At 59.3% G+C, this 25,503-nt stretch carries 22 protein-coding genes and 1 pseudogene; 11 read left to right on the top strand and 12 right to left on the bottom strand.

Going from position 1 to position 25,503, the window contains the following annotated elements; genetic code table 11:
- Positions 1–298: 298 nt before the first annotated feature.
- Both B0G74_RS31100 and B0G74_RS31095 read right to left on the bottom strand, forming a co-directional pair.
- Positions 299–2,392, bottom strand: coding sequence for a phospholipase C, phosphocholine-specific (locus B0G74_RS31100; RefSeq protein WP_132379638.1), 2,094 nt, complete (start codon positions 2,390–2,392; stop codon positions 299–301).
- The gene (locus tag B0G74_RS31095; RefSeq protein ID WP_132379636.1) at positions 2,370–2,633 is read right to left on the bottom strand and encodes a hypothetical protein; all 264 of its coding nucleotides are present in this window, start codon (positions 2,631–2,633) and stop codon (positions 2,370–2,372) included. Before B0G74_RS31095 ends, B0G74_RS31100 begins: the two co-directional genes overlap by 23 nt.
- 169 nt (positions 2,634–2,802) lie before the next feature.
- Here B0G74_RS31095 and B0G74_RS47690 point away from each other — a divergent pair.
- The 7 genes and pseudogenes from B0G74_RS47690 to B0G74_RS31065 all read left to right on the top strand — a co-directional run.
- Positions 2,803–3,035, top strand: a pseudogene (locus tag B0G74_RS47690) (outer membrane protein assembly factor BamA); the annotation flags it as partial.
- 242 nt (positions 3,036–3,277) lie between these two features.
- Positions 3,278–4,444: a porin gene (locus tag B0G74_RS31090; RefSeq protein ID WP_132379634.1), complete on the top strand. Its 1,167-nt coding sequence runs from the start codon at positions 3,278–3,280 to the stop codon at positions 4,442–4,444.
- A gap of 78 nt (positions 4,445–4,522) precedes the next feature.
- Complete coding sequence (locus tag B0G74_RS31085) at positions 4,523–5,668, top strand: IS110 family transposase (RefSeq protein WP_132374014.1); 1,146 nt, start codon at positions 4,523–4,525, stop codon at positions 5,666–5,668.
- A gap of 1,381 nt (positions 5,669–7,049) precedes the next feature.
- A complete protein-coding gene (locus B0G74_RS31080; RefSeq protein WP_132379632.1) occupies positions 7,050–7,556 on the top strand; it encodes a nuclear transport factor 2 family protein in 507 nt (168 codons plus the stop codon).
- Between the two features lie 348 nt (positions 7,557–7,904).
- Positions 7,905–8,288, top strand: coding sequence for a nuclear transport factor 2 family protein (locus B0G74_RS31075; protein WP_132379630.1), 384 nt, complete (start codon positions 7,905–7,907; stop codon positions 8,286–8,288).
- A 3-nt stretch (positions 8,289–8,291) separates the two neighbouring features.
- Entirely contained in the window at positions 8,292–9,074 is a 783-nt protein-coding gene (locus B0G74_RS31070) for a glucose 1-dehydrogenase (protein WP_243658391.1), read from the top strand.
- Positions 9,075–9,297: 223 nt separating this feature from the next.
- Entirely contained in the window at positions 9,298–9,837 is a 540-nt protein-coding gene (locus tag B0G74_RS31065) for a MarR family transcriptional regulator (RefSeq protein ID WP_132379628.1), read from the top strand.
- Positions 9,838–9,912: 75 nt separating this feature from the next.
- On the opposite strand, the gene B0G74_RS31060 is transcribed toward B0G74_RS31065, so the two are convergent.
- The 6 genes from B0G74_RS31060 to B0G74_RS31030 form a co-directional block, all read right to left on the bottom strand.
- Entirely contained in the window at positions 9,913–10,149 is a 237-nt protein-coding gene (locus B0G74_RS31060) for a hypothetical protein (protein WP_207915738.1), read from the bottom strand.
- Positions 10,150–10,382: 233 nt separating this feature from the next.
- Positions 10,383–11,495, bottom strand: coding sequence for a Gfo/Idh/MocA family oxidoreductase (locus B0G74_RS31055; RefSeq protein ID WP_132379624.1), 1,113 nt, complete (start codon positions 11,493–11,495; stop codon positions 10,383–10,385).
- A gap of 95 nt (positions 11,496–11,590) precedes the next feature.
- Positions 11,591–12,100, bottom strand: coding sequence for a nuclear transport factor 2 family protein (locus B0G74_RS31050; protein ID WP_132379622.1), 510 nt, complete (start codon positions 12,098–12,100; stop codon positions 11,591–11,593).
- Positions 12,101–12,242: 142 nt separating this feature from the next.
- The gene (locus tag B0G74_RS31045) at positions 12,243–13,289 is read right to left on the bottom strand and encodes a homogentisate 1,2-dioxygenase (RefSeq protein ID WP_132379620.1); all 1,047 of its coding nucleotides are present in this window, start codon (positions 13,287–13,289) and stop codon (positions 12,243–12,245) included.
- A 473-nt stretch (positions 13,290–13,762) separates the two neighbouring features.
- Positions 13,763–14,710, bottom strand: a complete 948-nt coding sequence (locus B0G74_RS31040) for a 3-keto-5-aminohexanoate cleavage protein (RefSeq protein ID WP_132379619.1) — start codon at positions 14,708–14,710, stop codon at positions 13,763–13,765.
- 1,207 nt (positions 14,711–15,917) lie between these two features.
- Complete coding sequence (locus B0G74_RS31030; protein WP_243658390.1) at positions 15,918–16,865, bottom strand: substrate-binding domain-containing protein; 948 nt, start codon at positions 16,863–16,865, stop codon at positions 15,918–15,920.
- A gap of 33 nt (positions 16,866–16,898) precedes the next feature.
- Here B0G74_RS31030 and B0G74_RS46865 point away from each other — a divergent pair, with 33 nt between their 5' ends.
- Positions 16,899–17,153, top strand: a complete 255-nt coding sequence (locus B0G74_RS46865; RefSeq protein ID WP_243658389.1) for a hypothetical protein — start codon at positions 16,899–16,901, stop codon at positions 17,151–17,153.
- A 374-nt stretch (positions 17,154–17,527) separates the two neighbouring features.
- Complete coding sequence (locus B0G74_RS31025; protein ID WP_132379616.1) at positions 17,528–18,526, top strand: ABC transporter substrate-binding protein; 999 nt, start codon at positions 17,528–17,530, stop codon at positions 18,524–18,526.
- Between the two features lie 347 nt (positions 18,527–18,873).
- Here B0G74_RS31025 and B0G74_RS31020 read toward each other — a convergent pair whose 3' ends face one another.
- From B0G74_RS31020 to B0G74_RS31010, 3 genes are all read right to left on the bottom strand, one after another.
- Positions 18,874–19,398, bottom strand: a complete 525-nt coding sequence (locus tag B0G74_RS31020; protein WP_243658388.1) for an FAD-binding protein — start codon at positions 19,396–19,398, stop codon at positions 18,874–18,876.
- A gap of 108 nt (positions 19,399–19,506) precedes the next feature.
- The gene (locus B0G74_RS31015) at positions 19,507–20,379 is read right to left on the bottom strand and encodes a 4Fe-4S dicluster domain-containing protein (protein WP_132379615.1); all 873 of its coding nucleotides are present in this window, start codon (positions 20,377–20,379) and stop codon (positions 19,507–19,509) included.
- Positions 20,349–22,946 (bottom strand): molybdopterin-dependent oxidoreductase, encoded by a 2,598-nt coding sequence (locus B0G74_RS31010; protein ID WP_243658387.1) that lies wholly within the window; start codon positions 22,944–22,946, stop codon positions 20,349–20,351. The genes B0G74_RS31015 and B0G74_RS31010 overlap by 31 nt, the downstream gene beginning before the upstream one ends.
- Before the next feature lie 12 nt (positions 22,947–22,958).
- On the opposite strand from B0G74_RS31010, the gene B0G74_RS46860 reads away from it, so the two are divergent.
- Positions 22,959–23,189, top strand: coding sequence for a hypothetical protein (locus B0G74_RS46860; RefSeq protein ID WP_243658386.1), 231 nt, complete (start codon positions 22,959–22,961; stop codon positions 23,187–23,189).
- Positions 23,190–23,722: 533 nt separating this feature from the next.
- Positions 23,723–24,262, top strand: a complete 540-nt coding sequence (locus tag B0G74_RS31005; protein ID WP_132379612.1) for a MarR family transcriptional regulator — start codon at positions 23,723–23,725, stop codon at positions 24,260–24,262.
- Positions 24,263–24,409: 147 nt separating this feature from the next.
- Here B0G74_RS31005 and B0G74_RS31000 read toward each other — a convergent pair whose 3' ends face one another.
- Positions 24,410–25,396, bottom strand: a complete 987-nt coding sequence (locus B0G74_RS31000; RefSeq protein WP_132379610.1) for a 2Fe-2S iron-sulfur cluster-binding protein — start codon at positions 25,394–25,396, stop codon at positions 24,410–24,412.
- Between the last annotated feature and the right edge of the window lie 107 nt (positions 25,397–25,503).

Here is a 25,503-nt window from a genome sequence, read left to right as displayed (position 1 = left end):
CGCGCGAGAGACTCGTCTCGTCGCTGTCGCCTGCCAGGCGACAATTTGCGCGGGCCCATGCAGGGTGCCTGCAGCGGAATATCGACGTGATTACCCTGGTGAACATCTGCATGGCTAGAAATGGTTTTTCCATGATCGGCGGGACCTATGCCCGCGGGGTGAAGGATGAAATAACCAGCGACCGTACCGGCCCATTCATTACTGACCGTGGCAGTCTCATGACTCATTGAATGGAGTCCCGATCGTCAACTACCCTCAAGAAGTTGACGACCGGTCGGCTGGCGTTAGCGGCTCAACCTCAGCCTCCAAGCGCTGGATCTGATGCGCTGTCGCGCCCGGTCTCTACGTGACCGGCAATGCGCCACAGGGCGTTTTTGTCGGAGTCGACTGTCACTGTCAGGTCGTACCACCCGAATGAATTTCGCAGATCAATCATCAGAACGCTGACATCACCGCCGCGCACGCTGCGCTCGCCGCTTATCGGCGAGTTGTAGGCGCTATCGACCTTGAAAACAGACCGCTCTTTACCCGGGTTTGTCAGACGCAGTTGCAGATTGCCGTTTGCGACATCGTAGCCATCGGCAATCTGAACCGCTGTTCCTTGATTTTGCGTAGAGCCTGCCTTGCCTACAAAGCGGCGCAGATAGCCGTTGGGTCCGAACAAGGAAAAGTCGTAGCTCCCACCCGGAGCGAGCATCAAATCGTCCGAAAGATCCTTGCCTGCTTCAACCGTATAGCTGCGCGGCAGATCCGTCGCATTGCCCGAATAGACCAGGAAGTTCACACCCGCATGCCCCGTGTTCGTCATGTGCAAACGAAACGCGTTGCCTTGTCCGTTCACGCCGCCGCGAACGAAGAATTCGTACGGCAGTGCGCGTGCCGGCCGTACACCGAATTCCTGTTTCGGCAGTGACTGCGTGCTCGGCACGACAGGTATGACGTCCGGGTGACGGTTCTTGTCCGCCGGAAAGGTGGTGACTGGCAGTTGCGGGAAGCTGTCGTTTGGATTCCTGAAATTGAAAACCGATGTCAGGTCTCCGCACACCGTGCGGCGCCATGCCGTAATGTTCGGCTCCTCCAGGCTGTTCCCGTGCCCGAAACGTTTCTGGATAAACCGGATGATCGATGTGTGGTCGAAGACTTCGGAGCACACGTAACCACCCTTCGACCATGGCGAGATGGCGATCATCGGTACGCGCGGCCCAAGTCCATAGGGGCCGGGTTGATTCTTGCCCGAACCCGCGAAAAACTCGTTCGCCGTGGAGACTGTGGAAAGGCCAGTCTCGGGTGTGGATGATGCATACGGCGGCGGCATGTGATCGAAGAGGCCGTCGTTCTCGTCGTAGGTCAAAAGCAGCACCGTCTTGCTCCATACTTCCGGGTTGGACGTGAGTGCCTGAAGAACCTGGTCGACATACCAGGCGCCGTAGTTCGGCGGCCAGTTGCCATGTTCCGAAAATGCTTCCGGGGCCACGATGTACGAAACCTGAGGCAGCGTATTGTTTTGCACGTCCTTTCTGAGTATGTCGAAGTAGGTCCCGCTCACCTCGACCTGTGTGCCCGTGCGTGCCTTTTCGAACAACGGACTGCCGGGTTGCGCGTTCTGATACTGCTTGAAGAACAGAAGCGACGTATCTCCGAAGTTGCCGATGAAGGGATTCTGGTCGTCGCCCCAGCCGGTCGACGGATTCAAACCGGAGCCCATGTCCTGGTAGACCTTCCACGATATGCCGGCGGCCTCCAGTTTTTCCGGGAATGTGCTCCATGAATAACCGGCTTCGGCGTTATCGATCACCGGGCCGCCTCCGGTACCGTCGTTGCCTACCCAGCCGGTCCACATGTAGTAACGGTTCGGGTCGGTCGGCGTCATGGCCGCGCAATGATAGGCATCGCAAATCGTAAATGAGTCGGCCAGTTGGTAGTGAAACGGGATGTCCTCGCGCGTTAGATGGAACATCGTCGTCGTGCCTTTGACCGGCACCCACTGGTCATAGCGGCCGTTGTTCCATGCCGCATGAGTGCCGGGCCAGCTGTGATCCAGATCCTGCACGAATTGCAGACCGAGATTCGGAAGATCGGGGCGGAAAGGCAAGACATAGCCGTCGGCGTTGTTGGCGGGCTGGAAGAATACGGACTTACCGGTTGTAAGCGGAATGGGGCGCGTATCGCCGAAACCGCGCACGCCGCGTAGGGATCCGAAGTAGTTATCGAAAGAACGATTTTCCTGCATGAAGACAACGATGTGCTGTACGTCTTCGATAGTGCCGGTCGCATTGTGCGCGGGTATCGCCAGCGCACTGCGGATACCTAGAGGCACTGCACCCAGTGCGGTGGCCGCGCCGGCCGCTTGCGCAGCGGCTCTCAGGAAATCACGTCGACTGTTTGATGTCATGTTCGTTGTTTATTTGCCGTTGATTGAGGGAAACGGCGTCCAGTGCAGCCAGAAGATAAGGAACTCTTGGCTTCACGGCACGCGCTACAGGAGACAACTGTTGACTCGCAACCGCGTAAGGCATCCGGGAGAATGGGCCTTGAACATGACCGAAATGTGGCAACTGCTTTAGAAATGAGGCGAGATGTGGCGGGCTGACTTTGGCACTGAGTACGTCTGCTTCGCCGATATGCCGGATCATGCCAACGGTTTCTGGATGTGTGTGTTCGGAGTAAGTGAAACGCTAGGAAGTACGTTGAGAAATGTAAGGCGAAGATTCATTTGCTTGATGCAATTTGCGTCGGCTGTCTGCCAGGAAGAGGCGTCGCGGGAAGGTCACATTTCGCAATTGCGCGCGACGGCAACCTTAGCGCTTCTTCGCGGAAAAGCTGCAAGCCACCGCCTAAGCGACATTCCACAAGGAGGGCGCATATGGCTACGCAATCGCACTGATACCGCACAGCCATAGATCGACCAGACGCATTACACGCTTGACCTCACGATGCAGATCGACACTAGCGGGCGCGTGTATGTGCGCCGCGTGAAAGTGATGGGCAACACGTGTACGCGCGACGAAGTGATGCGCGGTGAAACACGCCAGATCGCTCGTCGAGAGCCTCCCGATAACTGATCTCGGCTCACGCTTGTTCAGCCGCAGTCGCCCACGTTATTCGGAGCTGAAAGAACTCTCGCGGACTCTTTTCTGAAAGTCAGAGGAATAAATCGAGGCGGCGTTCGTTTCGTCCATTGGCTTTGATTTGCCTTCTTTCTTCCGCTCCGGCGTCGTCGGACCTGCTTGCGCTTTCCACGCGCTGCGGGCGACGCCGGCATCCTGCGAGTTTGCTAATGAAAAAAGTCATAGTGACATGTGCTTTTGTTGTGTCTGTCCCTGCCGCGTACGCGCAAAGCAGCATTACCTTATACGGCATCATTGATGAGGGTTTCGAAGCAATCAGTAACGCGCCTGTTGCCGGCAGCAAAAGCGGCGGCAGACTGTTCCGACTCGATGCCAACAACGGGCTGAACGGATCCCGCTGGGGACTCAAAGGTTCCGAAGATCTCGGCGGTGGCCTCAAGGCGATCTTTACGCTCGAGAACGGCTTTGAACTCAACACCGGAAATCTCGCGCAAGGCGGCGCTGAATTTGGCCGTCAGGCCTTTGTAGGATTGTCGAGTGACCGGTATGGCACCGTGACGCTCGGGCGGCAATATGATCCCATCGTCGACTACGTCGGAATATACGAATTCGGTGATTCAAATCTTGGCTCGGATCATGCGGCACATCCCGGCGACCTCGACAATTTCAATTTCACGCGTCGCCAGAACAATTCAGTCAAGTACCAGAGCCCCAACTTCGGCGGGTTGAGTTTCGAAGGCCTCTATAGCTTCGGTGGTGTGCCAGGCTCGCTTGCAACCAACCAGGCATACTCCTTCGGAGCCCATTTCGTGAGGGGCCCGCTTGGCATGTCCGTGGCATATTCACACGTCAACAATCCGGCGGCGTCGTTGTTCGGGAGCAACCCAAGCGATACCGCGGCGTCGAACGGGCTGACCGCGAGCCCGATCTACAGCGGCTATGCATCGGCAGGAACGTACCAGGTAGTAGCGGCCGGCGGTTCTTATAAGTTTGGACGCGTCGTCATGGGCGCGACCTATTCGAACATTCGCTATTCGAACATTGCCGCGCTTAGTGGAAGCAGTGCGCATTTCAACGATGCGGAAGTCAGCCTGCAGTACCTGATTGCCCCGGATTGGTCGGTTGGAGCGGCTTATAACTTCCTGAAAGGGAATGCCGTGACTCAAACCATTGGGGGCGCGAAATACAATCAGTTCTCCGCCGGTGTGAATCACACGCTGTCCAAGCGCACCGATGTCTATCTTTCAGGCGAGTGGCAGACGGTTAGCGGAAACGACTCGACCGGGCACGCGGCGGTCGCGAACATCGCTGATTTGCCGCCTTCTTCGAATCGGCATCAGGCGGTCGCTCGTATCGGGATCCGGCATAAGTTCTAGATACTATGAGGGCAGTAGAAGCGAAGCCTGAGGAGTAAAACGGAATATGCAAACCGTTTTCTTCATGGGAGCACGCAAATGGACACGCCCGGCATGACCCGTAGTGGGCAGGATGTAAAGGTGGTCGGCTCGTTGTATGTCGCTTTCGAGTTGGGCGACAGGAGCTGGAAGCTTTGTCTTGGCGATGGCATTCGCTCGCCGAGCCGGTGTACGGTGGCTGCCGGCGATACCGCGGCAGTCCTGAAGGCGATTGCGAGAGCGAAGGTGCGTTGCCGCCTGCCCGACGACGCTCCGGTTCGCAGCTGCTACGAAGCCGGACGTGATGGTTTCTGGCTGCACCGCTGGGCGAGCGCGCAGCGGATCTCCAACCTGGTAGTGGACCCTGCCAGCATCGAGGTAAGCCGGCGGGCACGCCGCGCGAAGACCGACCGGCTCGACGCCGACCGACTGCTCTCGATGCTGATGCGCTACCACGCAGGCGAGCGGCGGCTATGGGCGATCGCACGTATCCCGAGCCCTGAGCAGGAAGATCAACGGCGTGTGCATCGGGAACTCGGCCGCCTTCGGCAGGAGCGCACGGCGCACAGCAACCGTGTCCGCTCGCTGCTGGTGCTGCACAACCTGCGCACTGAACACATCGGTGGGCGCACCTGGGGACGCTGGTGGGCGGAACACGCTGCGCAGCTCCTGCCGGACCTGCGTGCCGAGATTGACCGTGAGCTCGAGCGGCTCGCTCTTGTCGCCCGGCAGATCAGGACGCTTGAGACAATGCAGGCTCATCAGGTGCGCAACGGCGAGCAACCGGCCATTGCCGGGCTGGCACGGCTGGCGGGCATTGGCACCGGCAGTGCATGGACACTCGTGAAGGAACTGTTCGGATGGCGGCGGTTTGGTAATCGCCGCGAGCTCGCCGGCTGTCTGGGCCTGGCGCCAACGCCATATGCAAGCGGCACCAGTGAAGTCGAACAGGGCATCAGCAAGGCGGGCAACAAGCGGGTGCGATGGCTGATGGTGGAGCTTGCATGGAGCTGGCTGCGCTTCCAGCCGGCCAGCGAGCTGAGCAAATGGTTCAACCAGCGCTTCGGCGCTGCGGGCAAGCGTTCGCGACGCATCGGCATTGTCGCGCTTGCGCGCCGTCTTGCAATCGCAATATGGCGCTATCTCGAACATGGCGAATTTCCGGCAGGGGCAAAGCTCAAACCGGTGACAGCGGCGGAGCTGTAACCTGAGCAGCGACCCTCATTCAACGCAGGTCAGGCAGGTTTGCGCACCCGGACAGTAAGAGGGTTGCCCGGCGGGTAACCGTAGTTTTAGATGGGGTGCCTCGGTAACGGAGTGGTCCCAGCGCTCTGCGCATGCGGTATGTGGTGACCGGCCTGGTGCCGGCACGGATAGAAGTTACACCGGGCAGACCGCCCGGATATCAGACACTCCGGCCTCTAACTTCCTGCTGAACAGTCACAAAGGATTCCAAACAGAAATAGATATCACACCACCTCAAATGGAGGCCGCTGACTTGAGGAAAGCAAATCGCTAAAGGGCTTGACTTCCCATGCCCCATAGAAGTCTTACTGTGTCAAACACTAGGGCGGTTTTTAGGTATTCGACAACATGGATACGCACGGAGCCGGACAACCGGCAGCGTACTCCAGTCGAAACCGATACCGCTGCCGGAAGCACATGCGGTCTTCCTTGGGAGTCTCTCCAATTTTTGCACGCTCTCGACAGACGCGCGTATCGGCCGCTCGACAGTTCGTGTCGAGGACTACGGTGACGCCCAAGGAAATTTCGGCTGTCAACGCGCTCCGAGCGGGCGGCGACACCGCCGTTTCGCCAGTTGGCGCACACCAAAACGATGCCGAAACAGTGAGCCTGTTATCCGGACCACAAGCGCGCGCCGGGACTGAGCGAAGATCTCATGGAAACAGGCGGAAGTAGGCTTTAGAAATAGCCTCTGGAGATACGCAAGTCTCGCCATAGTAGGCACACCCAATCTTGCCGGACGGCTCGTCTGACGGTTCCGGCTCACTCCATCCCAGTACCAGAGTTGTCAAGCCTGCAGCAGCAAGCAGGCCTATCACGCAAACAAGTCGCTTCATGGCGGTCACCTCATTTCGTCGATACAGTTGACACTGCTGTCTTCAGTCACGCAACAAGCAATTGGCTATCAGGCAATGCGCAACTCAGAGGTGGAGGCGGTAGGGATATTTACATTGCTGTCTACCTCCGCCTGCCTGTTTCCAGCGATTGACATGGCAGCCAGATATCCGAACGTCAACGCGGGCCCGAGTGTTATTCCCGCACCGATGTAGTGGCCGCCCACCGGCGAGTTCATATCGTCAAGAACAGTTGGGGACTTTCCCTAGCGACGCCGGCGTGCTGAGATCTACTTGAAGCGGACCCATCAGGCGCTACCGGCAAGCACTTGACTCTAATAATACCATGATGCATGATGCGACATAAATCGAATAGTCATAGATCCTTTTTTTGCAGTGCGATAGCCGCGGTAGCGGTGTAGGGAAAGTGAGGCAGGGCGTCGAGGCGATCGTCGAGGTTGAGTCGGGGCGATGTGCTTCAGTTTCTTACTTGAACTGGGAGACACAAATTGGATTTCAAGAGTCAGGAACTTCAAGACAAGGCGGAGATTCGTGAAGTTCATATGCGCTATTGTCGAGGCATCGACCGAATGGACTTTGATCTCGTGCGTTCGTGCTATCACCCGGACGCCATTGACCGACATGGTGCTTACGAAGGTGGCGTCGAAGGTTTTATCAAATGGGCTGGGGAAGTGTTGCCTCTCTTCGACACCACGATGCATTTCACCGGTAACCAATACGTGAAGGTGCAAGGCAATGTCGCTTTCGCGGAGCACTACGCGCAGGCGTTTCACCGCACGAAACCCGCAGACGGCAAGCCCGCTGCGGACTGGGTTGTGAACGTGCGATATGTCGATCGCCTGGAAAAGCGTGATGACGAATGGATAATTGTCGACCGCATCGTTGTGTACGATTCAGAGCGCACGATCCCGGTAAGCACTGACTCTGCGCCGTTGGGCGACTGGAACTATGGGCGGCGCGATCGCGATGACCCGTCATACGAGTACGGCCTGTGATAAAGCGCAGCGATTCGGCGGTACGGCTCGCCGAAGCGAACCTTTGACGTGCTGCCTGATGCGTCCCGCCAGATGCGACTGACCATGGATGGACGATTCAATGTTGGCATCATCGGTTTGAGTGCGTAACGCAGTTGGCCGATTGCGGCTCACATACCAGCGCTGCGCGCTTCGTCTGACGACGTCGAAATTGCCGGCGTCGCTAACACGAGTCAAGCGAGCGCTGCCGCTTTTGGCATACCAACGCGATTTCACCAGAAGTGTGGCACGCCCAGTGCGCTCCGCGCAGGGGATGCTTCACATCGGCAACTGTGATGGACCCAATCATCAAAAAGGAGACGACTCACGATGTTGTTTATGCAGACACCCGCAGCAGTAAACGAGTTTGTTTCAAAAGTTTATGAAACGATCGATTCGATGGACGAGCAGGGGTTCGCGAACTGTCTGACCGAGAACTGCACATTCGTCCATGCGAATAGCGATCCGGTCATCGGTCGCGCAAACGCCGCAGCGACTTCACAGAATTTCCTGAGGCTGCTTGCTGGCATCAAACACGACCTCGTCAATGTATGGGCGTTCGAGGATGTCATCGTTTCCCAGATATCCGTAACTTACACACGCAAGGATGGATCGACGCTGACGATTCCGGCCGCGACGATCTGGAAGTTGCACGACAAGTTGATCGATGAATGCCGCATCTACGCCGATATTTCCTCGCTGTTCGAGCATTGATCTATGGCGAGCAAGGAAATGAATCGCGATCTCGAAGGCAAGACCATCATCGTCACCGGTGGTGGCTCGGGTATTGGGCGAGCGGCGGCGCTGGCGTGTTCCGTGGCGGGGGCGCGCGTAGTGGTCGCCGATATTGATGTTGCGGCGGGAGAGCAGACGATCTCGGCGATCCGGCGGGCGGGCGGTGACGCAATCTTCCAAGCCACGAACGTAGCCGATGAAGAACAAGTCGAAACACTCGTGGCTGCGGCATTGAACAAGTATGGCCGGCTCGATGGCGCATTCAACAATGCCGGTCTTTCGCAGACGAACGTCCTGCTGCACGAACTGACCGCCGCGCAATGGCGCCGAATTCAGTCAGTCAATTACGACGGTGTGTTCTTTTGCATGAAGCATGAGATACGCGCCATGCTGCAAACGGGTGGCGGGTCCATCGTCAATACTTCGTCCACGCTGGGCCGCGTAGCGATGCGCAGTGCAGCAGACTACTGCGGCTCGAAGGGCGGTGTGCTGGGGGTGACAAAAGGCGCAGCGGTCGACTATGGCGACAAGCACATCCGAGTCAACGCCATCCTCCCAGGTGCGGTGGACACGCCAATGGTTCAGGCGCTGGTGTCCGATCCGCAATTTGCCGACTTGATCGAGAAGATTCGAGCCAGTCACCCACTGGGAAGAATCGGCGTCCCGGAGGAGATTGCTGCTGCCGCCGTCTGGCTTCTTTCGGACAAGGCGTCCTTCGTGACGGGAGCCGAACTGGCGGTCGACGGAGGATTCCTCGCCATTTGATGCCGCTATGTGCTTGATGCGGCCGTCCTGTCAACCGAGACGGCCCGCCCTCCACGGAACGCTCAGGACCTGCAGGCGTACCGCTTGCCGCAACCGAAGCCGTTTCTCGCCTCGCTGTCCATAGAGGCGGTGTTAATCCTGCTGTATCATTTCGTTTTGGTTGAATCCATTTTGAACAGGTAGCACCGACCGATGGCTCGATCCCATGGCGAGGAATGAGTGAATGCCCAAATCCAATTCATCTGCAATCAAGGCAGCCCCGAGCGCTCCCAAATTAGTCGAGGCGACAGCGAAGAGAGCATCAGACGTTTTTGATGATCGCGGCAGAACCGTTCCATGGATCGCGCGAACGGTACACCGGCTCTACGATGCCCAGGGGCAGAAGATCCTCGACAGGGAAACTATTCCGATTGCGTACTGGTACTACCTTCGCGTGCTCGCCGAACGCGGCGAGGTCAATCAACTCGAGCTCAGTAAGCGCGTAGGCATCGCGTCGACGACCGCGGTCCCCGCCCTTGACTACCTGGAGAAGCGCGGCCTGGTGAAGAGAGTCCGCGATCCAAACGACAGGCGAAAGTATTTCGTCATGCTACAGGAAGAAGGCAAGCGTCTCGTCGACGAATTGCTGCCCGATCTGACTGACATGATTTCGGAGTCGCTCGACGGAATCTCGCAGAAGGACATGCGTGTCTTCTGGAAGGTCATGCACCAGATCGAATCGAACCTGATTCAGATGTCTCAGAGCGACTCCGTGATCGATTAGCCGCCGGCCGGTCGTTGGCACAACGACGATGTCGTGGGGACATTGCTGATCGGCGTGCGGAGAGCGGCGGTGCGCTCACACCACGCGCATCGTCGGACGCTCCCGGCTCGGCGGAAAAATACACCAGAGTCCGTCCTTGTGGCGAAAGAAGAATAATGCTGCGGTTCCGGCGGCCCTGCGTGCTTCGACGCACACATAGCATTGCCGCGTTGCACGCCGGTTCTTGAATTCGACCACATGCACGATGTCCATCGAGGTAGGAGCAAGCCAGTGTTCCACCATCGAGCGTAACGACTTTCCTGCGCTAGCCATCATCTTCTCCTTAGCACGCTCGCCTTGATCGCGTGACTACGACCAACTGACCTGCCTCGCACACCAAAAGGACGTTCGCGTCCGCCGCGAGGCCAGTCAGGACCATCACCTGCAACCCGCTTGCAGCGTCCCGCTCGCGGCCCCGGCCGAACATGGACAGGATGAGGCACTGCACACTCGTGTCTTCACGCTTCATGTGCGTGTACGGCGCATACGAGAGCCGCGCACACTTGCTACTTGCTCACTCTGACCCGATTGCCCGTTTCGCTCGACTGCTCGATTGCATGGAGCACTTTGTGAAGTGCGCGCGCATGATCGAAGCTGGGCGCCGTGCGAGTGCCATCGCGCAGATCATCGGCGATCAACCGATAGACGCCGGCGACATTGCGCGCTGCAACGGCATCGTCGGCATCGATCGGGAACGGATCCGGGATGTCGAGTTCCTCGTAGCCGTTCTCGCCTTTGCGTCCGAACTCGACGCGCAGGGGCGAGATGTTGACCGCCGGGACATATTCATTCCTCGCGGTGACGCGTAGATCGCCCTCGCTTCCGTTGATCTCCCACAGCAGCTTCGTCCCGCGCGGCACGCCGCCGCGGATTTGCAACGACAGCGGCGCTCCGGAGCGCAGAACCGCGTTCGCCATAAGGTGGTCGGGCGTTTTCATCTCGACGGTTTCGCCCGTCTCGATGATTCGCGCGGTTTGTCTGCGTTGCGAGAGCACCGCGCCGATCTGTTCGATGTCGCCGAGGACGGCGTCAATCGCCGAAATCGCGTGCCCACCGATCACGGAAAGCAGCGTGGCGCCGTTCCGGTTGTCCATGGCGTAGGCGTCGCCCTGCAGGATGTCGTCGCCCCAGCTGAAACCCGATCCGACGTACGTCGAAGACAGGACATCGCCGATCTTGCCGCCCGCGACGAGCTTGCGCATGAACTGCACTTCGGGGGAGGCGATCGCCTGTGCGCCGACGACGGCCAAAGCCTTTTTCTCGCGCGCGAGTTCGGCAAGCGCGATGGTTTCTTCGAACCCATTGCCGAGCGGCCATTCGCTGTATACGCTCTTGCCCGCCTGCAGGGCTGCCGTGACGACTTCCTTGTGGTGCTGAACCTTGACGGTGACGACGACGATATCGATGTCCGGCGATGCGGCCAGCGCAGCGGCACTTTCGAATGCCCGCGGAATGCCGAACGCGGCGGCTGCGGCCTGCGCACTCGCGAGGCTCGTATTCGCCACGCCTGCGAGCTCAAAGACGTCGGACAAGGCCCGCAAGGCCGGAATATGGGCTGTTGCCGCCCAACCGCGTCCTGGGCTCAGGCCGACGATACCGACACGATATTTCCCTTCCATTGCTTCCTCTAACGTTTAGGTAACTGCAGTAACCTTGAGCGCCTGATCTCTCAGGTTGGCTCTCTGGAGCCGGCCACAGACACCGGCCGCTTCCCTCATACGATCTGGTATTTGTACGATGGGTCTTCCTTGTCACGGCGTCCAACATTGGAATTTTCGAGCGGTGCCAGATCTCCTGGAACCGGGTCCGATCGCTGGGAGTCGAGCACGACCACACGATCGGCAATTCGCCATTCACCGTTTCGCCGCTCCATGCGGTCCACGTAGCGAATGTTCACCACCCAATCCATCGCAGGCTTGTCGCCATCGGGTTTCGTGCGGTGGCTTGCCTGCGCATAGTGTTCCGCAAACGCCACATCGCCGTGGACCTCGACATACTGATTGCCGGTGAAGTGCTGCGTCGATTCGAAGTTCGGCAACAACTCGGCTGCCCAGTCGATAAAACCTTCGACACCTCCGTTGTACACGCCGTGCCTGTCGATCGCATCCGGGTGATAACACGACCGCACGAGGTCCCAGTCCATCCGATCGATGCCGCGGCAATAGCGGATATGAACGCGGCGAATCTCCGCTTCATCCAGTAGCTGCTGAAGTTTCGCATCCAACTTGGGTCTCCTTGATTGAACCGTCGGGGCTGAAGCAAATCGGTGCCACGCCGTTGGGTGAGTGGATTGAAACCGACCGCGAGCGCGATCCACTAGCAAATCCGGAATGTAACCTGACGGCCGAGTCGGAATACGCCAGCGGTCACTTCACCGTACTCGGATGCGGCCGGTATTGTCCCGTCTCCATCAGCTCCGAAGCAGCGAGGGCCTTCGGCGTCCAACGCAGGGTCGCGCGTGTTTCCAGCAACCAGGCCTGATAGCCCTCAGGAACGTCCTCCGACGGCCCGTGATGGATGACCCCCTTTGGCACACAGGTCAACGTGCCGGGTTCCGTGCAACCGCCCCAGGCCCCCGGGCCCCGCACGTAACAGATCACCTCGTCGAAATCGGCGTTGATGTGAACCGGCGGCCGCCCCCCGGGGCGCGCACTGAGGTTGAACATCAGAATGTCGCCCGTGCCTGATGACAGAAACTGGCTCGGCGGACCGCCCTCAGGCAGGTAGGCGTGAACCTGGATATTGGCCAGATTAAGCTTCCACACCGGGACGGACTCGGACAGGCGCATGCCGAGCGCGAGCGGATCATGCGACATCATGAACACCGTGTTCTCGGTGTCGAGGGTTTTCAGCACCAGCCGCGTCGGGCCGCCGGCCGGCATGCTGGCGTCGATCTCGGCAAACTTCAGATCGCGTGCAACGTTGAGCAGGCCACTTGGCGCAGGCGGAGCGAGCTTCAGGGCCGCGGGACTCTCGACGATGAGGCTTCGCATGGCATCGCCCGTCGGTGCATAGCGGTACGCGACGGATCGGGGAATGCAGACGAAGTCCCCTTCCGTCGCCGTGAGACAGCCCACGTCCGTTTCGAACCTGACCGTGCCGGACTGGATGAAATGAATCTCGTCCGCTTCGACGTTGCGCACCACATACGGCATGGGCTTGCGCCGTCCCGACACATGCAGTCTGACGCCGAGCCTGGAAGTCGCCACGGTGGTCGGAAGCGCCTCGGGGTCGTCCTGATCGTCAGGCGCCAAGCGCTCAAGGACGGCACGCCGCGGTGCGTGCGGCCCCTGCACGGAAAGAAAATCAGGCGCGTAGGTCGGCCGGGTCACAACTGACAGCGCCCCCTGAAATCCGTCACGGCTCCAGAGTTGCACCGCCGGGGAGCCTGCATCATGCGGCTTGCCACTCATTTGTCACTCTCCTTTTGCTCTCGAACGCTCACATCCGCAATAGACCTGATACTGCGCCCGCCATGTGTTTCCTGGGCAGGGCTTCGAGCTGTACAACCCTTCATGCGCAAGCCATCCCGAAGACGCGGAATGGGCAACGGACTCACGACCTCCGCGCGTCCGACGTAGCCGGATCGCACCTTTCTGCATCATGTATTCTATTCATCATGCTTGCCGGTCTGAGAGCGAAGTTGCTCGCCAATCAGAGCAGGATTTCACTACCCGGAAGCCATCGCCGGTCGCGTGCGTGTTCATCTACGAGGACCTGGCGTCCTCCTTCCTGAGTCACGAGGACGTCGCCCCGAGTGCAACGCGGTACAGCGGTGTCGGCTATGCGAAGCGGGCTTCGTCTGCGTTGATCTTTGCATCCGAACGCCTACTCCCGTTGTGCCTGCGCCGCTGTCCGCTTGCGCGACCATGGCCGCGCGATCCCTTTAAGTTCGGGCCGGCTTGCCGATCAGTTCCCGGTATTCATTGGCCGTTGCCGGCTTGCGGCCGAGCAGGGCGGCAATGTCTTTCGCCATCGTGAACATCTCGAGATTGCTCTTGAGGCGCTCGTCGCTGTTCGGGTATTTCCACGGCGTGTCTTCCGTGCCGACGCGGATATGCAGACCCATCATGGTGGCGAGGGTGGTCATATAGAGCGATGCGCGGCCTGCCGCGCAGACGCTGATAACCGAGGTCGGATCGATCTTGCGAATCTGGTCGACCATCAGGAACATGTGTTGCGTCATGTCCTGGGCGTCGCTAACCCAAGTGCCCGACACCAGCGTGCGGCCGACATTGAACGGCAGACCGTAGAGGATCAGCCAGTTGTACGGCTTCTTGAGGATGCCGGTATCGATCAGCTTGCGCTTGGCAAGCTCGATTTCGCCGGAGCTGTGGACCGCCAGCTCGGGCTTGACCCCTACTTCCTCGAGCGTCATGACGGCCGGCAACGCGAAGGCTTCCGGATGGCCCGGCGCGCAGGGTGCGACTTCGGTCAGGCCTTCGCGAGCGGGACTCAGGCACATATCGAACGTCGTGCCGTTCAGCACGTTCACGTTCGGTACGAAATCGTTGCCGAAGCGGGCGCGCAGCGGCTCGATAACCTGCTTGTACGCTTCGACCGGCAGGATGTCGCGATCCATGCGGCGCCCCTGCGCGTCGCTCATGAACGAGAAGTCGATGTGAACGCCGCAAGCACCGGCCTCGATCACGCTGGTCGCTTCATCCACGTACGCCTGGAAGGACGACGTGTCTTCAAAGCGGCCGGAAACCGCGGCGTTGATTGCGACCTTCTCCGGCACGTTCCACTTGGGCTGCAACTCGGCCCCTGCAATAAACTGGTACTCCTCCAATTCGCGTTTGGCGGCTTCCCAGAGTGGCAGTTTTTCGGTCATGATGATCCTCAACACAGGTAGTGAATTTGGGTTCGCAAATCTTACGAACCCACGGCAATCAATTTGAGAGGTTCTGGCGGGTCGATCCGGAGAAGCCGCGGCCCGTATCCGCCTTGCGCGAGACGCGAAACGTTTTGCGCTGCGTGGAGGCTTCCCGGATTACCCGCATAGGCGCTTCGAGCCGCACGTCGTTGGAGGGGAGACCCGAACCCCGGCTGGACTGCTTGCACACCACGGCGACCTCCTCACCACGTCCATATCCACACATTCGAGATCCTCGAGTCCGCTTCTGCCCTGCGACCCCCTACGCGGTAAGAAACGCAGGGATGCAAGGAGCTGGTCACTCTCGTAATTAAATCGTTTTTGCTGAGATGATTCCGCAATCAATCGATTTATATAGAATCATGCGTCATAGAATAAAATAAGTCAAGGAACCCAGGGAATGCCCTGATGAACGGCGTGTGGGCGACGGTCGTGTGCCGCCTGTCGGTGAGCATTTGTTGAGGAATGGAGGTCGTCGATGACCGTGACAGAAGCTTGTCGTGGTTGACGCGAACGCTTCACCGTTTCTACGGCCGTGAAGCGCAGAAGATCCTCGGGAACCGTCTGTGTGCATACTGCAGGGTGTTGCCGAATCGAAGATTGTTTCGCCGAACTACCGTCCGACGTTGGGTGACGTAGTCGGGCCCCCGCGATGCTCACATCCAGTATCACCAGGCTCTCGGCGCACGCGTCGCGCGTACCTAAAGCCACCGTTGTCGCGGAACGAATTTGCGCCCGACGCGGTCGTCCGGGCGAAGACGGATGCCGTCGCCACGAGAGCGAAAGCGATTAATACCTTGGAAGGCACGCGGATCAATTGCGCATGCGAAATTCGTCGGATGAGGCATGCAACACTGACCGGGACATCGGCGGTCTCTGTTCTAGCCGTCGCGAAGCACCGTGATGCGGTTGGCGATCTTTTGCGCTTCGCGAATACGGTGGCGTGCGCCGGTTCGGTGTTACCCGAGGTTTGCTCGTCATTGATGACGACGCGCCCGCCGTCAGCGACGAGGGCGCCCGAAGCCACAGCCATGAGGGTGGATTTGCCCGCGCCGTTTTTTTCCGACAGGGTAACGTTGTCAAGTGCCCGCACGCCGGGAAAGATCGTCGTCACCCCATCGATCTGCCGCAGTGAATGCTGTTCGTTCAGGACTCTAATCAGCTATCAATGCTCGAACACGGCCTTCAGCTTTTCCGGCGGGAGCGCGGAGGTGAGGTCGGCATCCGGCGGTGCCGCGGGATCGCACTTCGGGTCGAGCCCCTTCGCGCTGTCCGCATACGGGAACGGAAGGATCGAAGGGGATTCCTTGTTGACGGTTCCTTGGTAGGCAGCGACGCCCTGGCGTACCGCAAAACGCACGTAAGTCGTCGTGCCGTCGAGTGTGTAATAGGGATATGGCTTGCCCGACTGTTTCGCCGCGACAAAATGGCAGTTCACCTGGTTGTCGCTTGCAATCGTCGCGATGGCGGGGACCGGAAGGTGAGCCTGTTCGAATGCCTTTACGGCGGCCAGCGCGGTTTCGCCGCCATCCGTCACGATGGCGTCGATCTTCGGATACTGCGCGATGAGACCGACCGTGGCCTTCTGGGCGTCGACGGGATTCCAATTCGTCACGATGTACTGCTCGTTGAGCAACTTCAGACCCGGGTACTTCTTGAGTCCGCTTCTCAGACCGTCCATGAAGTTTTGGGAGGTGGTCGCTCCGGGCGATCCACCCATGAACACCACATTTCCCTTCTTGAGTGTGGTTCCCAGCCAGTCAGCCCACATGACACCGATCTGCTGCGTATTACCCACCACGTTGACGACGTAGTCACGGCCGGGTACGCCAGCCAGTTGAGCCGAGTACGGGACAACCGCGACGCCCGCCTTCATGGCGGCCCGCATTGCGGGAAGCTGAACCGCGCCGAAGTCAGGAAGAAGAATGAGGACGTTGATGCCCTGCGCGACCATGCTGTTGATGTCGGAATTCGCCTTCTGCGGATCGCCGTTGGCATTGCTGTAGATGACCCGTGTGACGTTCTTGCACCGACTGAGCTCGTCCTTGACTTCCGCGAGGCCCGTCTTGCGCCACGTATTACCGCCGTAGCCGTCCGACACGCCGACGATCATCGGCTTCGCGCCGCACATCGGTGTGATGTCGCCTTGATGGTTCGTGATGGAATCTTCCGCCGCGTTGGCAGCGGTACAGACCAAACCCGTGGAAAGAAGCAGGCCGGCGTTTATTTGCGCAATGGAGACGAGCATCTTCCCTCGCCAGTATCGAAGATCGCGCCGGTTCTTGAGGCCGCACTGATGAGCGCGCCGAGTCTCTTGCGCAACGAACGGACTTTGCAGTTTTCGCACTGCAGCCTGCAATACGCGAAGCTTGAAGAACATGGTGATCCTCGCCTTGGGTGAAGGATGAGTGATGGAAATGGGCCGATCAGGAAAATGGAATCTCCTGTAGCGGCATTGGTACGTGATCCTAAGTGAATCGATGCGTTACAAGATAGATTTATATCGAATAATGTGTTTCGGGATGAACGAAGTCAAGCCCCCTGGGGAAAGTCCCTGGGCAAGGGCGCACATGAACGCGCCGGGTGCTGCGCATCCACCCACAGTCTGGAAAACGAGACTGGCAATGACCTTCCACGATTCTTGACACATGTAATGCTTAGTGGGATCATGCTATATAGGATGAATGGATTCCGGTCTAATCGGCCTCCGGGTACGCGTGGCTGGCTCGTGCTGACACTTTCGTTTCGATTGTTCCGCAACAAGGAGAAGAGGTAATGGGAAATCAAAAGCTTCGGCTGTCTATCGCCGTTGGCAACTATGACCGCATGCGGCCGCTGATCGATGGGGATGTTCAGATCGACGGCGTAGATCCGGTCTTCATGCTGCAGGAGCCTGAGGAGATCTTCTTTCGCGCGTTTCGGCACGCCGACTACGACATCTGCGAGCTCTCGCTCAGCAGCTACTCGGTCAAGACGGCCGCGGGCGCTTCGTCTTATATCGCCGTGCCGGTCTTTCCGTCGCGGGCGTTTCGGCATACGTCGATCTACGTGCGAGCGGACCGGGGGATCGAGAAGCCTGAGGACCTGAAGGGCAAGCGCATTGGGGTCCCCGAGTACCAGCTCACCGCCAATGTCTGGGTCCGTCTCTTTCTTGAGGAGGAGTATGGGGTCAAGGCATCGGACGTGACCTGGGTGCGCGGCGGCTACGAAGATCCGGCCAGAGTCGAGAAGATCGCGCTGAACTTGCCCCGTGACATCAGGCTTGAAGACGCCCCCGAAGGCGAAACCATCTCCGGACTTCTGGCGGCGGGGAAGATCGATGCCGTCATCGGTCCGCGTGCGCCTTCCTGCTTTGACCAGGGCCATCCGCAGGTTCGGTATCTCTTCGACGATCCACACAAAACTGCGGCCGATTGGTATGCGCGCACAAAGCTGTTTCCGATCATGCACACGCTGGGTGTCAGAAAGACGCTCGCCGACCAGCATCCGTGGCTGCCGGGTGCACTCGTGAAGGCATTCGAGAAATCGAAGGCCCTCGCGCTCGCGCGGCTCAGCGAGACCGGGGCGACCAAAGTGACCTTGCCGTTCGTCGAAGATCAGTTGCGGGCAGCGCGCAAGCTGATGGGCTTCGATTTCTGGTCGTACGGCTTTGCCGAAAACGAGCAGACCATCGATCGCTTCCTTGCCCAGCATTATGCGGAGGGGCTTTCCAGCCGCCGGTTGCAGCCGCACGAGCTGTTTCACCCTGCGAGCCTCGAAAGCTTCAAGATCTGATTCTTATACCTGAGCTCATTCGGGGCAGCGCGGTGCCACGCGCGCCTGCCCCGGCACGTCGTTCTCGTCCCCCGATCCGCTCCAGGCCAGGAATCCCGTTTCGAGCCGCGCCGGCTAGCGTCAGCGCAGCGTGCCCGCCAGCGCGCGGCACGTGAACGAAGCCGCCTCGTTGGTGAAGCGGTTTCCATCCTTGCCGACCGCGATGAAACCGCGTTGCTCATCAATCCAAGTTTGAGATTGACCGTAGGCTTGCGGGAGTGCTCGCGGCGCATGTCAACGTTTCCCGGGTAGCCGCCGGTTGCTATCACCACACCGCCGCGCGCACGAACACGGATGGCACGTCGGTTTCAAATCACTTCCGCGCCCACGACCCTGCGGTCTTCCGTAATCAGTCGGCTCGCGGATGCGTGTAGCCAGACCTCGACCTGACGATCGCGTAGGGTCTTGTACAAACGGGCGATAAGCGCGCTTCCGCCAACGAGCCGAGTGCCGGGGTGATGATTGAGTCGATCGACACCATGGAGGGGTAAGCGCTTCAGCACGTGAACGAACGAGCGTGCGGACCGAGTGAAGGACAGAATGTGAAAGAGATCGACCAGGTCAAGCATCATGCCGCCGAACGACGCGAATGCCGGCAGTGGTGCACGCAGGTCCTTAAAATGAGAGCCAAGCTGGCGACTATCGAATTCGAGCGGCGCATGGGCGCGCCCGAACGTGCCACCGGGCAGCTCGGGATAGTAGTCCGGGTAGTTGAGCGCGACCACTTCCAGTTCGCAATGACGCAACAGATAGTCGAGGGCGAGGCGGCCCTTGGTTTTCTCCAGCAGGAGAGGCTCGAGCCCCTCGCTCTCCGTTACGATCGCAGCACCCATGCCAGCCGCGCCCGCACCAATAATGCCAACGTCGACCTCATGACCCAGCGTCTCTTCGTAGCGTTATACATCGTGTATGTGCTTCGCGCTCACTCTAGAGACCTGATTTCAATAGAGTAGCGTGCCGAGGTTGACGCTTCCTGTGCGGTCTCTCGTAGCGAGGACCTTTTCCGTTCCATCCTTTGTCACCCGCAGCTCGATACGCGAGGACGGCGCAATCAGCCCAGAGAATCGGAAGTCGCCGAAATGGTCGGTCCTGGTTGTGCGTTCGCTTCCATCGGAGGAGTCGCGCAGGACAACTTCGGCACCCTCAAGATTGCGCAGTTGGCCGTCACCCAAGTCTTCGCAGACGTTGCCTGCCACCAGATGGCTGAGCGCATCGTCCAGATTCTTGTAGAAGACGCGCGGCTTGGTGCCTAACTCGGGGCGAATCACTGACAGGTGCTCTTTCTCGACCATTTCCGCCAATTGGGCGTCCTCGACATTCAACGCACGGATCGCCTTGGTGGGACAAGCTTGCGCGCAGCGCGGCTCTTTCCAGCCGGCGTCGAGCAGGTGAGCGTCGAAGTTCCAGTTCTGCGGTACCTGTTCCTGTTCGTTCCATTCGATCATGCCGTAAGGGCATGTCCCGACCAGATCGCGCCGGCCACGCGACTTGACCGGGTCGATCACGACGACGCCGTCCGGACGCTTGTAGATCGCACCGTCGGAAGCCGCTTTGACGCAGGGTGCGTTGTCACAGTGATTGCAAGTCTTCGGGATATAGGTGACATCGACGAGCGAGCCCTCTCCGCGAACGTGGCGTTCGATCCGGATCGTTTCCAGGCCTTCCGGCGGATGAGGCGCGGAATAACCCGGAAAGGCATTGCCGGTGTACTCGTCCTTGGTTGCGAGGACGCAGTTTCTGCAATTGATGCAGAGTGAAACGTCAACGACCAGCGCCCAGCCGTTCACGCTGCTTTCCCGAGTTTTGAGTCCCATTTTTCCACCTCCACCCAGCAAGTATTTGGCATGATCCCGTCCGCGGTCGAACTCATTTTTCCACCTGGCGTCAGGAGATTGAGACAGCCTCCGCGATCGACCAAGCCGATTGAAGTCTCGATCATGTCGAGCTCGGCACACGACTCGTTGCCGCGGGCCACCCCCGCCTTGACGAGCTGAGAAACGTCGACGGCACAGATGACGGACGCCTGCGAGTTGTAGACCCGAACCAGATTGCCACGCTGTAGACCGCGAGTTTCTGCATCCCGGGAACTCAATCGCAGGACCCAATATCGATATCCACCGACCTCCATCCGGTGTTCGTCGATCATGCTGACGTGACTGTTCTTCCCGTCCGCATGCGTATGGAAGCTGTAGACCGGATGGTTGGTCACGAGCTGCAGCGGAAACGATTGTTTCACGGTGCTGGCGCGGTTTATGTACCGGTTGACGGCCGGCCTCGCGGGATCAATCTGTTCGATGCGGCGCAGGCTCGACGGCACGAACTCGAACTTGCCCGACTGCGTCGGCAGCCCGTCGCCAAAGCCGATCGAATACGTGGCAGGTAGCGGATTGGGTTCCGGCAAATCCTTCGGACGGCCTTCCGCAAACCAGCGCATATCGACAGGCGGCTTGTCGTCGTTTTTCGGCGGCGGCACGACGTGATAGCCTTTTTGCAGGAATTTCTTCCAGGTGGTCTGCTTGGGCAAGTCCGTTGAATTGAACATCCGCTCGCACCAGGCCAATTCGGAGCAACCGCCTTCCGAGAACATCCCGCCGTATCCAAGCCTTGTCAGGATGTCCAGAAAGATCTGATAGTCGGACTTCGATTCGCCGAGGGGCTCAATGCATTTGTGCTGCATGGTCACTACACGGTGATTGAGCTGGCTCTGCGCATGCTGGATGTAGCCGCCGCAGTTGGCCCATTCGGAGATGTCATCACGTTCGAGCGCGGTACACGCAGGCAGAATGATGTCTGCGAACTGGGCCTCATTTTCCATCCAGATCGACTGGTTAACGATAAATTCGAGCGATGAATGACGATACGCTTCGACGAGCCTGTTCGATCCCGGCGTTGTACCGAACGATGACGAGCCATAGCGATACAGCATGTGGATGCGGGAATAGCCTGGCCTCGGATACGAGTATTCGGCAAATTGCCCCTCGATCGAGAAGCCGTCCCAAGCGTAGCCTTCCGCGTGTCCCTCCACGATGGCTTCGGCAAGCCGTTGACGCGGAACGGACTGCTTCACCGGGTTGATAGTGATGATGTGAGGCATGCGGCAGTAGTTGTTGGCCGCGCTCGCGGTGTTGTTCAGATCGCCCGAGATTCCACCCTCGGCGTACCCGGGAAAGTAAAAATTGAGGTCCTGCGGGGCACCGATCTGCAAATTGCCGAAGTTGATCCCCGGTTTCCCCCATCCCTGCATCGCCATCATCATGACGACGCTTCGCGCCCATTGAGCACCAGTCTCGGTGCGGCATGCGCCACCAAAGCCCGCGCCAAGACCGCCCGCTGCGAGATAAGTCTTCTTTGATGCCCACAACTGCGCAAGACTGCGGACGTCCTTGGCGGGCACACCGGTTTCGGCTTCCTGCCACTCCGGCGTTTTCGGTGTGCCGTCCTCTTCACCGAGAACGTAGGCGCGCCATTCGTCGAAGCCGGTGGTTTTTGACGCCACGTATTCCTTATCGTAGCTGCCACTGATCATCCATTCATGCATGATCGCGATCGCGAGCGCCGAGTCGGTACCAGGTTTGATCGGCAGCCATTTTCCGCCAAGGAACTGAGCGGAGTTCGTCAGATAGGGATCGATATGCACGAACTCAATACCGAGGCGCTTGGCCCACAGTCGGCGCTCGGTGCCTTCGAATCCACCATAGACGCCGCTGGTCGATTCGGGATCGCTCGACCAGAACACGATTACCTCGGCATGCTGAAGACAGTCCTCGGTCGTGCCGTAAAAGCTCGGCGTGCCCAGACGCAGGCTGTTGCCGTAGTGATGCATGGCCCCCCAGTACCAGCCTTCCCAACTGATCGGACTCGGTTCGACGCGGGTAAAGCCGATCAGGTTGCCGAAGCGCAGCATCGCGCTCAGGTAGTAGTTGATGTTGCCCCACTGGTGATGTGCGCCCGTGACCATGGCTATCGCTCCAGGGCCGTAGTCCTTCTTCATGCGACGGATTTCTCCAGCGACGATATCGAGGGCTTTGTCCCAGCTGATGCGTTCATAACCCGAGATCCCGCGATTCTGTGGATTGCGTTCGCCATTCGGGTTGAAATCGACGCGCTTCATCGGATAGAGGAGGCGTTTTTCGGAGTACACGAGCGATTTGAGGGAGAGCGCGTGCGGGCTGACCGTCGCGCGCCGTGCGGGCGAAAACCGGCGACCTCTCGCCGTGATACTCCAGCTCGGCCCATCTTCCTCTTCGAGATCGATGGGCGTGGTGCGGACGATCTTGTCGTCTTTGACGAAGACGAACACGGGTCCGCCATTGGTGAGTGTGACGTAACGCGTGGTCCCGTCCTTCATCGGCATGCCCTTGCGCCACGCAGCCGTCTTCATCGTGTTGACGAGTTGACCGAACCACACGAGCTTCTGGTCGCTTCCGCCCTGCGTGATCTTGAAGTTCTTGAGCGCATCGATCAGGAACGCATGATCGGTATTCGGCGCGAGCATCTGGCGGGCTGTTGCTACATCCATGAAGACAAGCTCGGCGTCGGGTTTGGGATTCACACCCCAGCTGCCCGACACGGTGCCGTTTCGGAAATGGAGTTGCCTCGAGAGAGTGTTGTCTCTGAGCCGTAGCTGGATGACTCCGCTGCCTGTGGCGAGATGGGCGCGCATGGACGGAAATTTGCGTGCCGCAATACGCAGGACGGTCGGCATGAGCCAGAGGATAAGTACAAGGATTTTTCGTTGCATGAGAACGTCACCCCTGAGCAGAACTGCGCTTTGATTGGACGCAACGACTGCCGGTCAGCCATCGGCCGACCAGCCGGCTACCGGGGCTGATCCGAGGCGTCGTTGCCGATAGGGTCTTTCTCATTTTTAGATCCACCTTTTGTCTCCGTGTTTCGGGAACGGTCCGCGACGTCGGTCCAGACTGTTCCAAATTGCGCCTTGATGAGCGAATTTTGCGGAGCAGTGCGACGCGGCGATCGATCACGTTGTATGATCTTACCTGCAACGGATCATTTGCAGGGCAATGATACCGATAAAAATAAACCTACATCGAATGATATTATTTGGTATAAATAAAGTCAAGTGCTCCTATGGTGGGGGTGCCCTGAGTACTGCTATTCGTGGCCCCGTTTGCCCATACATAAAGGAATGAGGAAATGCCCAAGTCGAATCCCGGCGTCGCCAAGGCAAGTTTGGATCGTGAGCCGCCAGGCGAGGCGGCGGCGAAGCTGTCGCCCGAACTATTTGATGAGCGTGGTCGAACTGTGCCGTGGATGGCCAAGACGGTGCGCCGGCTCTATGATGCACAGGGTCAGAAAATTCTCGATAGAGAAAACCTGGCCATTGCGTATTGGTATTACCTCCGCGTACTGGCCGAGCGCGGCGAGTTGAATCAGCTCGAATTAAGTAAGCGAGTGGGGATTGCCTCGACGACCGCAGTGCCGGCACTCGACAACCTGGAAAAGCGCGGGCTGGTGCAAAGAATTCGAGATCCTAAAGACCGAAGGAAGTATTACGTCAGTCTTAAGGAAGAGGGTAGGCGCCTGGTCGACGAGATGTTGCCGCAGCTCGTGGACATGTTTTCAGCCTCGCTCGACGGAGTTTCCCCGCAGGACATGCAGGTGTTCTGGAAGGTCGCGCACCAGATTGAGAAAAATCTGGTTCAGATGTCCAAGGACGATACGACCTTAGACTGACGGCTTCGGGTGGATATTGCGGTTTACAACGTGCGTCGTAGCCATCCTATCGAAAAGGGAAATAGATCGAAGCGCCGCGAACGCAGCGCTGCGACGGCCAGATAGCCGACCATCAGGCCCACCAACGCGGGCACTGATTCGGGCGCGTCAGCCGGTATGGACGAACGCGTCGCTGAAGAAGTCGTCTTCGGGCAAGCCGGCCTTCACGAAGGTGTCGCGCGCGGCGCTCGTCATCGACGGATTGCCGCATGCGTACACCTCATATCCCGCGAGCGAGCCAAAGTCTTCGAGCACGGCCTCGTGCACGAAACCGCGCCGGCCCGTCCACGCCTCGTCGGCTTCGGACAGCACCGGCACGAACTTCACCCGGCCACTGTCATGCCATTTCTGCGCGAGTGCCGCGAGGTAGAGGTCTTCGGCGCAGCGCGCGCCCCAGTACAGATGCAGCGGCCGTTCGAGCCTGCGCTTGATGGCGTCCTCGACGATCGACTTCACCGGCGCGAACCCCGTGCCTGTCGCAAGCAACACGGCGGGCCTGTCCGACCCTTCGCGGAGCGTGAACTCTCCGAACGGCAGCTCAATGCGCAGCCTGTCGCCCTTCGCCATGCGGCTGAGCGCGCCTTCGGAGAACCGGCCGCCGGGCACGTGGCGCACGTGCAACTGCACGCTGTCGTTTTCGTGCGGCGCATTCGCCATCGAATAGTTGCGCCGCGTACCGTCCTCCAGTTCGACCTGCAGATATTGGCCGGCACCGAACTTCGCACGCACGCCCGCGGGCAGCCGCAACTGCAGAATGCTGACGTCGGCGGCCGGCTGCGTGATGCGGTACACGGACGCCTCGAGCGTCCTGCGCGCGACGAGGTCGCGCTTCTCGATGCGGCGTGGCGCGATCGCCAGGTCGGTGTCGGGGCGCAGGCAGCACAGCAGCGCGCGCTCGGCCGGCGCCACCACTGCGCCCTGCACCGGCGAACGCCCCTGGCCCGCCACGAGGCGTCCTTCGCAGGACGCGCAGACGCCCTTGCGACACGAGTACGGCACCGCATAGCCGGCGCGTTCGGCCGCGTCGAGGACGGTTTCACCGGCCGCGCACGGGAACGTTATGTCGCTGTCAGCGACCGAAATGCGAAAATCCAAGATATGACCTCCATGCGTTGTTAGCTGGTGTCGGTCGAAGTTCGGGGCGGATCAGTCGATGGGCGTCGGCTTCGTGCCCGTCGTTACGTGACCACGTGTGCCGAAAC

This window comes from Paraburkholderia sp. BL9I2N2, assembly GCF_004339745.1.
Taxonomy (GTDB): Bacteria; Pseudomonadota; Gammaproteobacteria; order Burkholderiales; family Burkholderiaceae; genus Paraburkholderia.
Note: the sequence above shows the minus strand (reverse complement) of the source record. Positions and strands in the feature narration are given on the sequence as shown.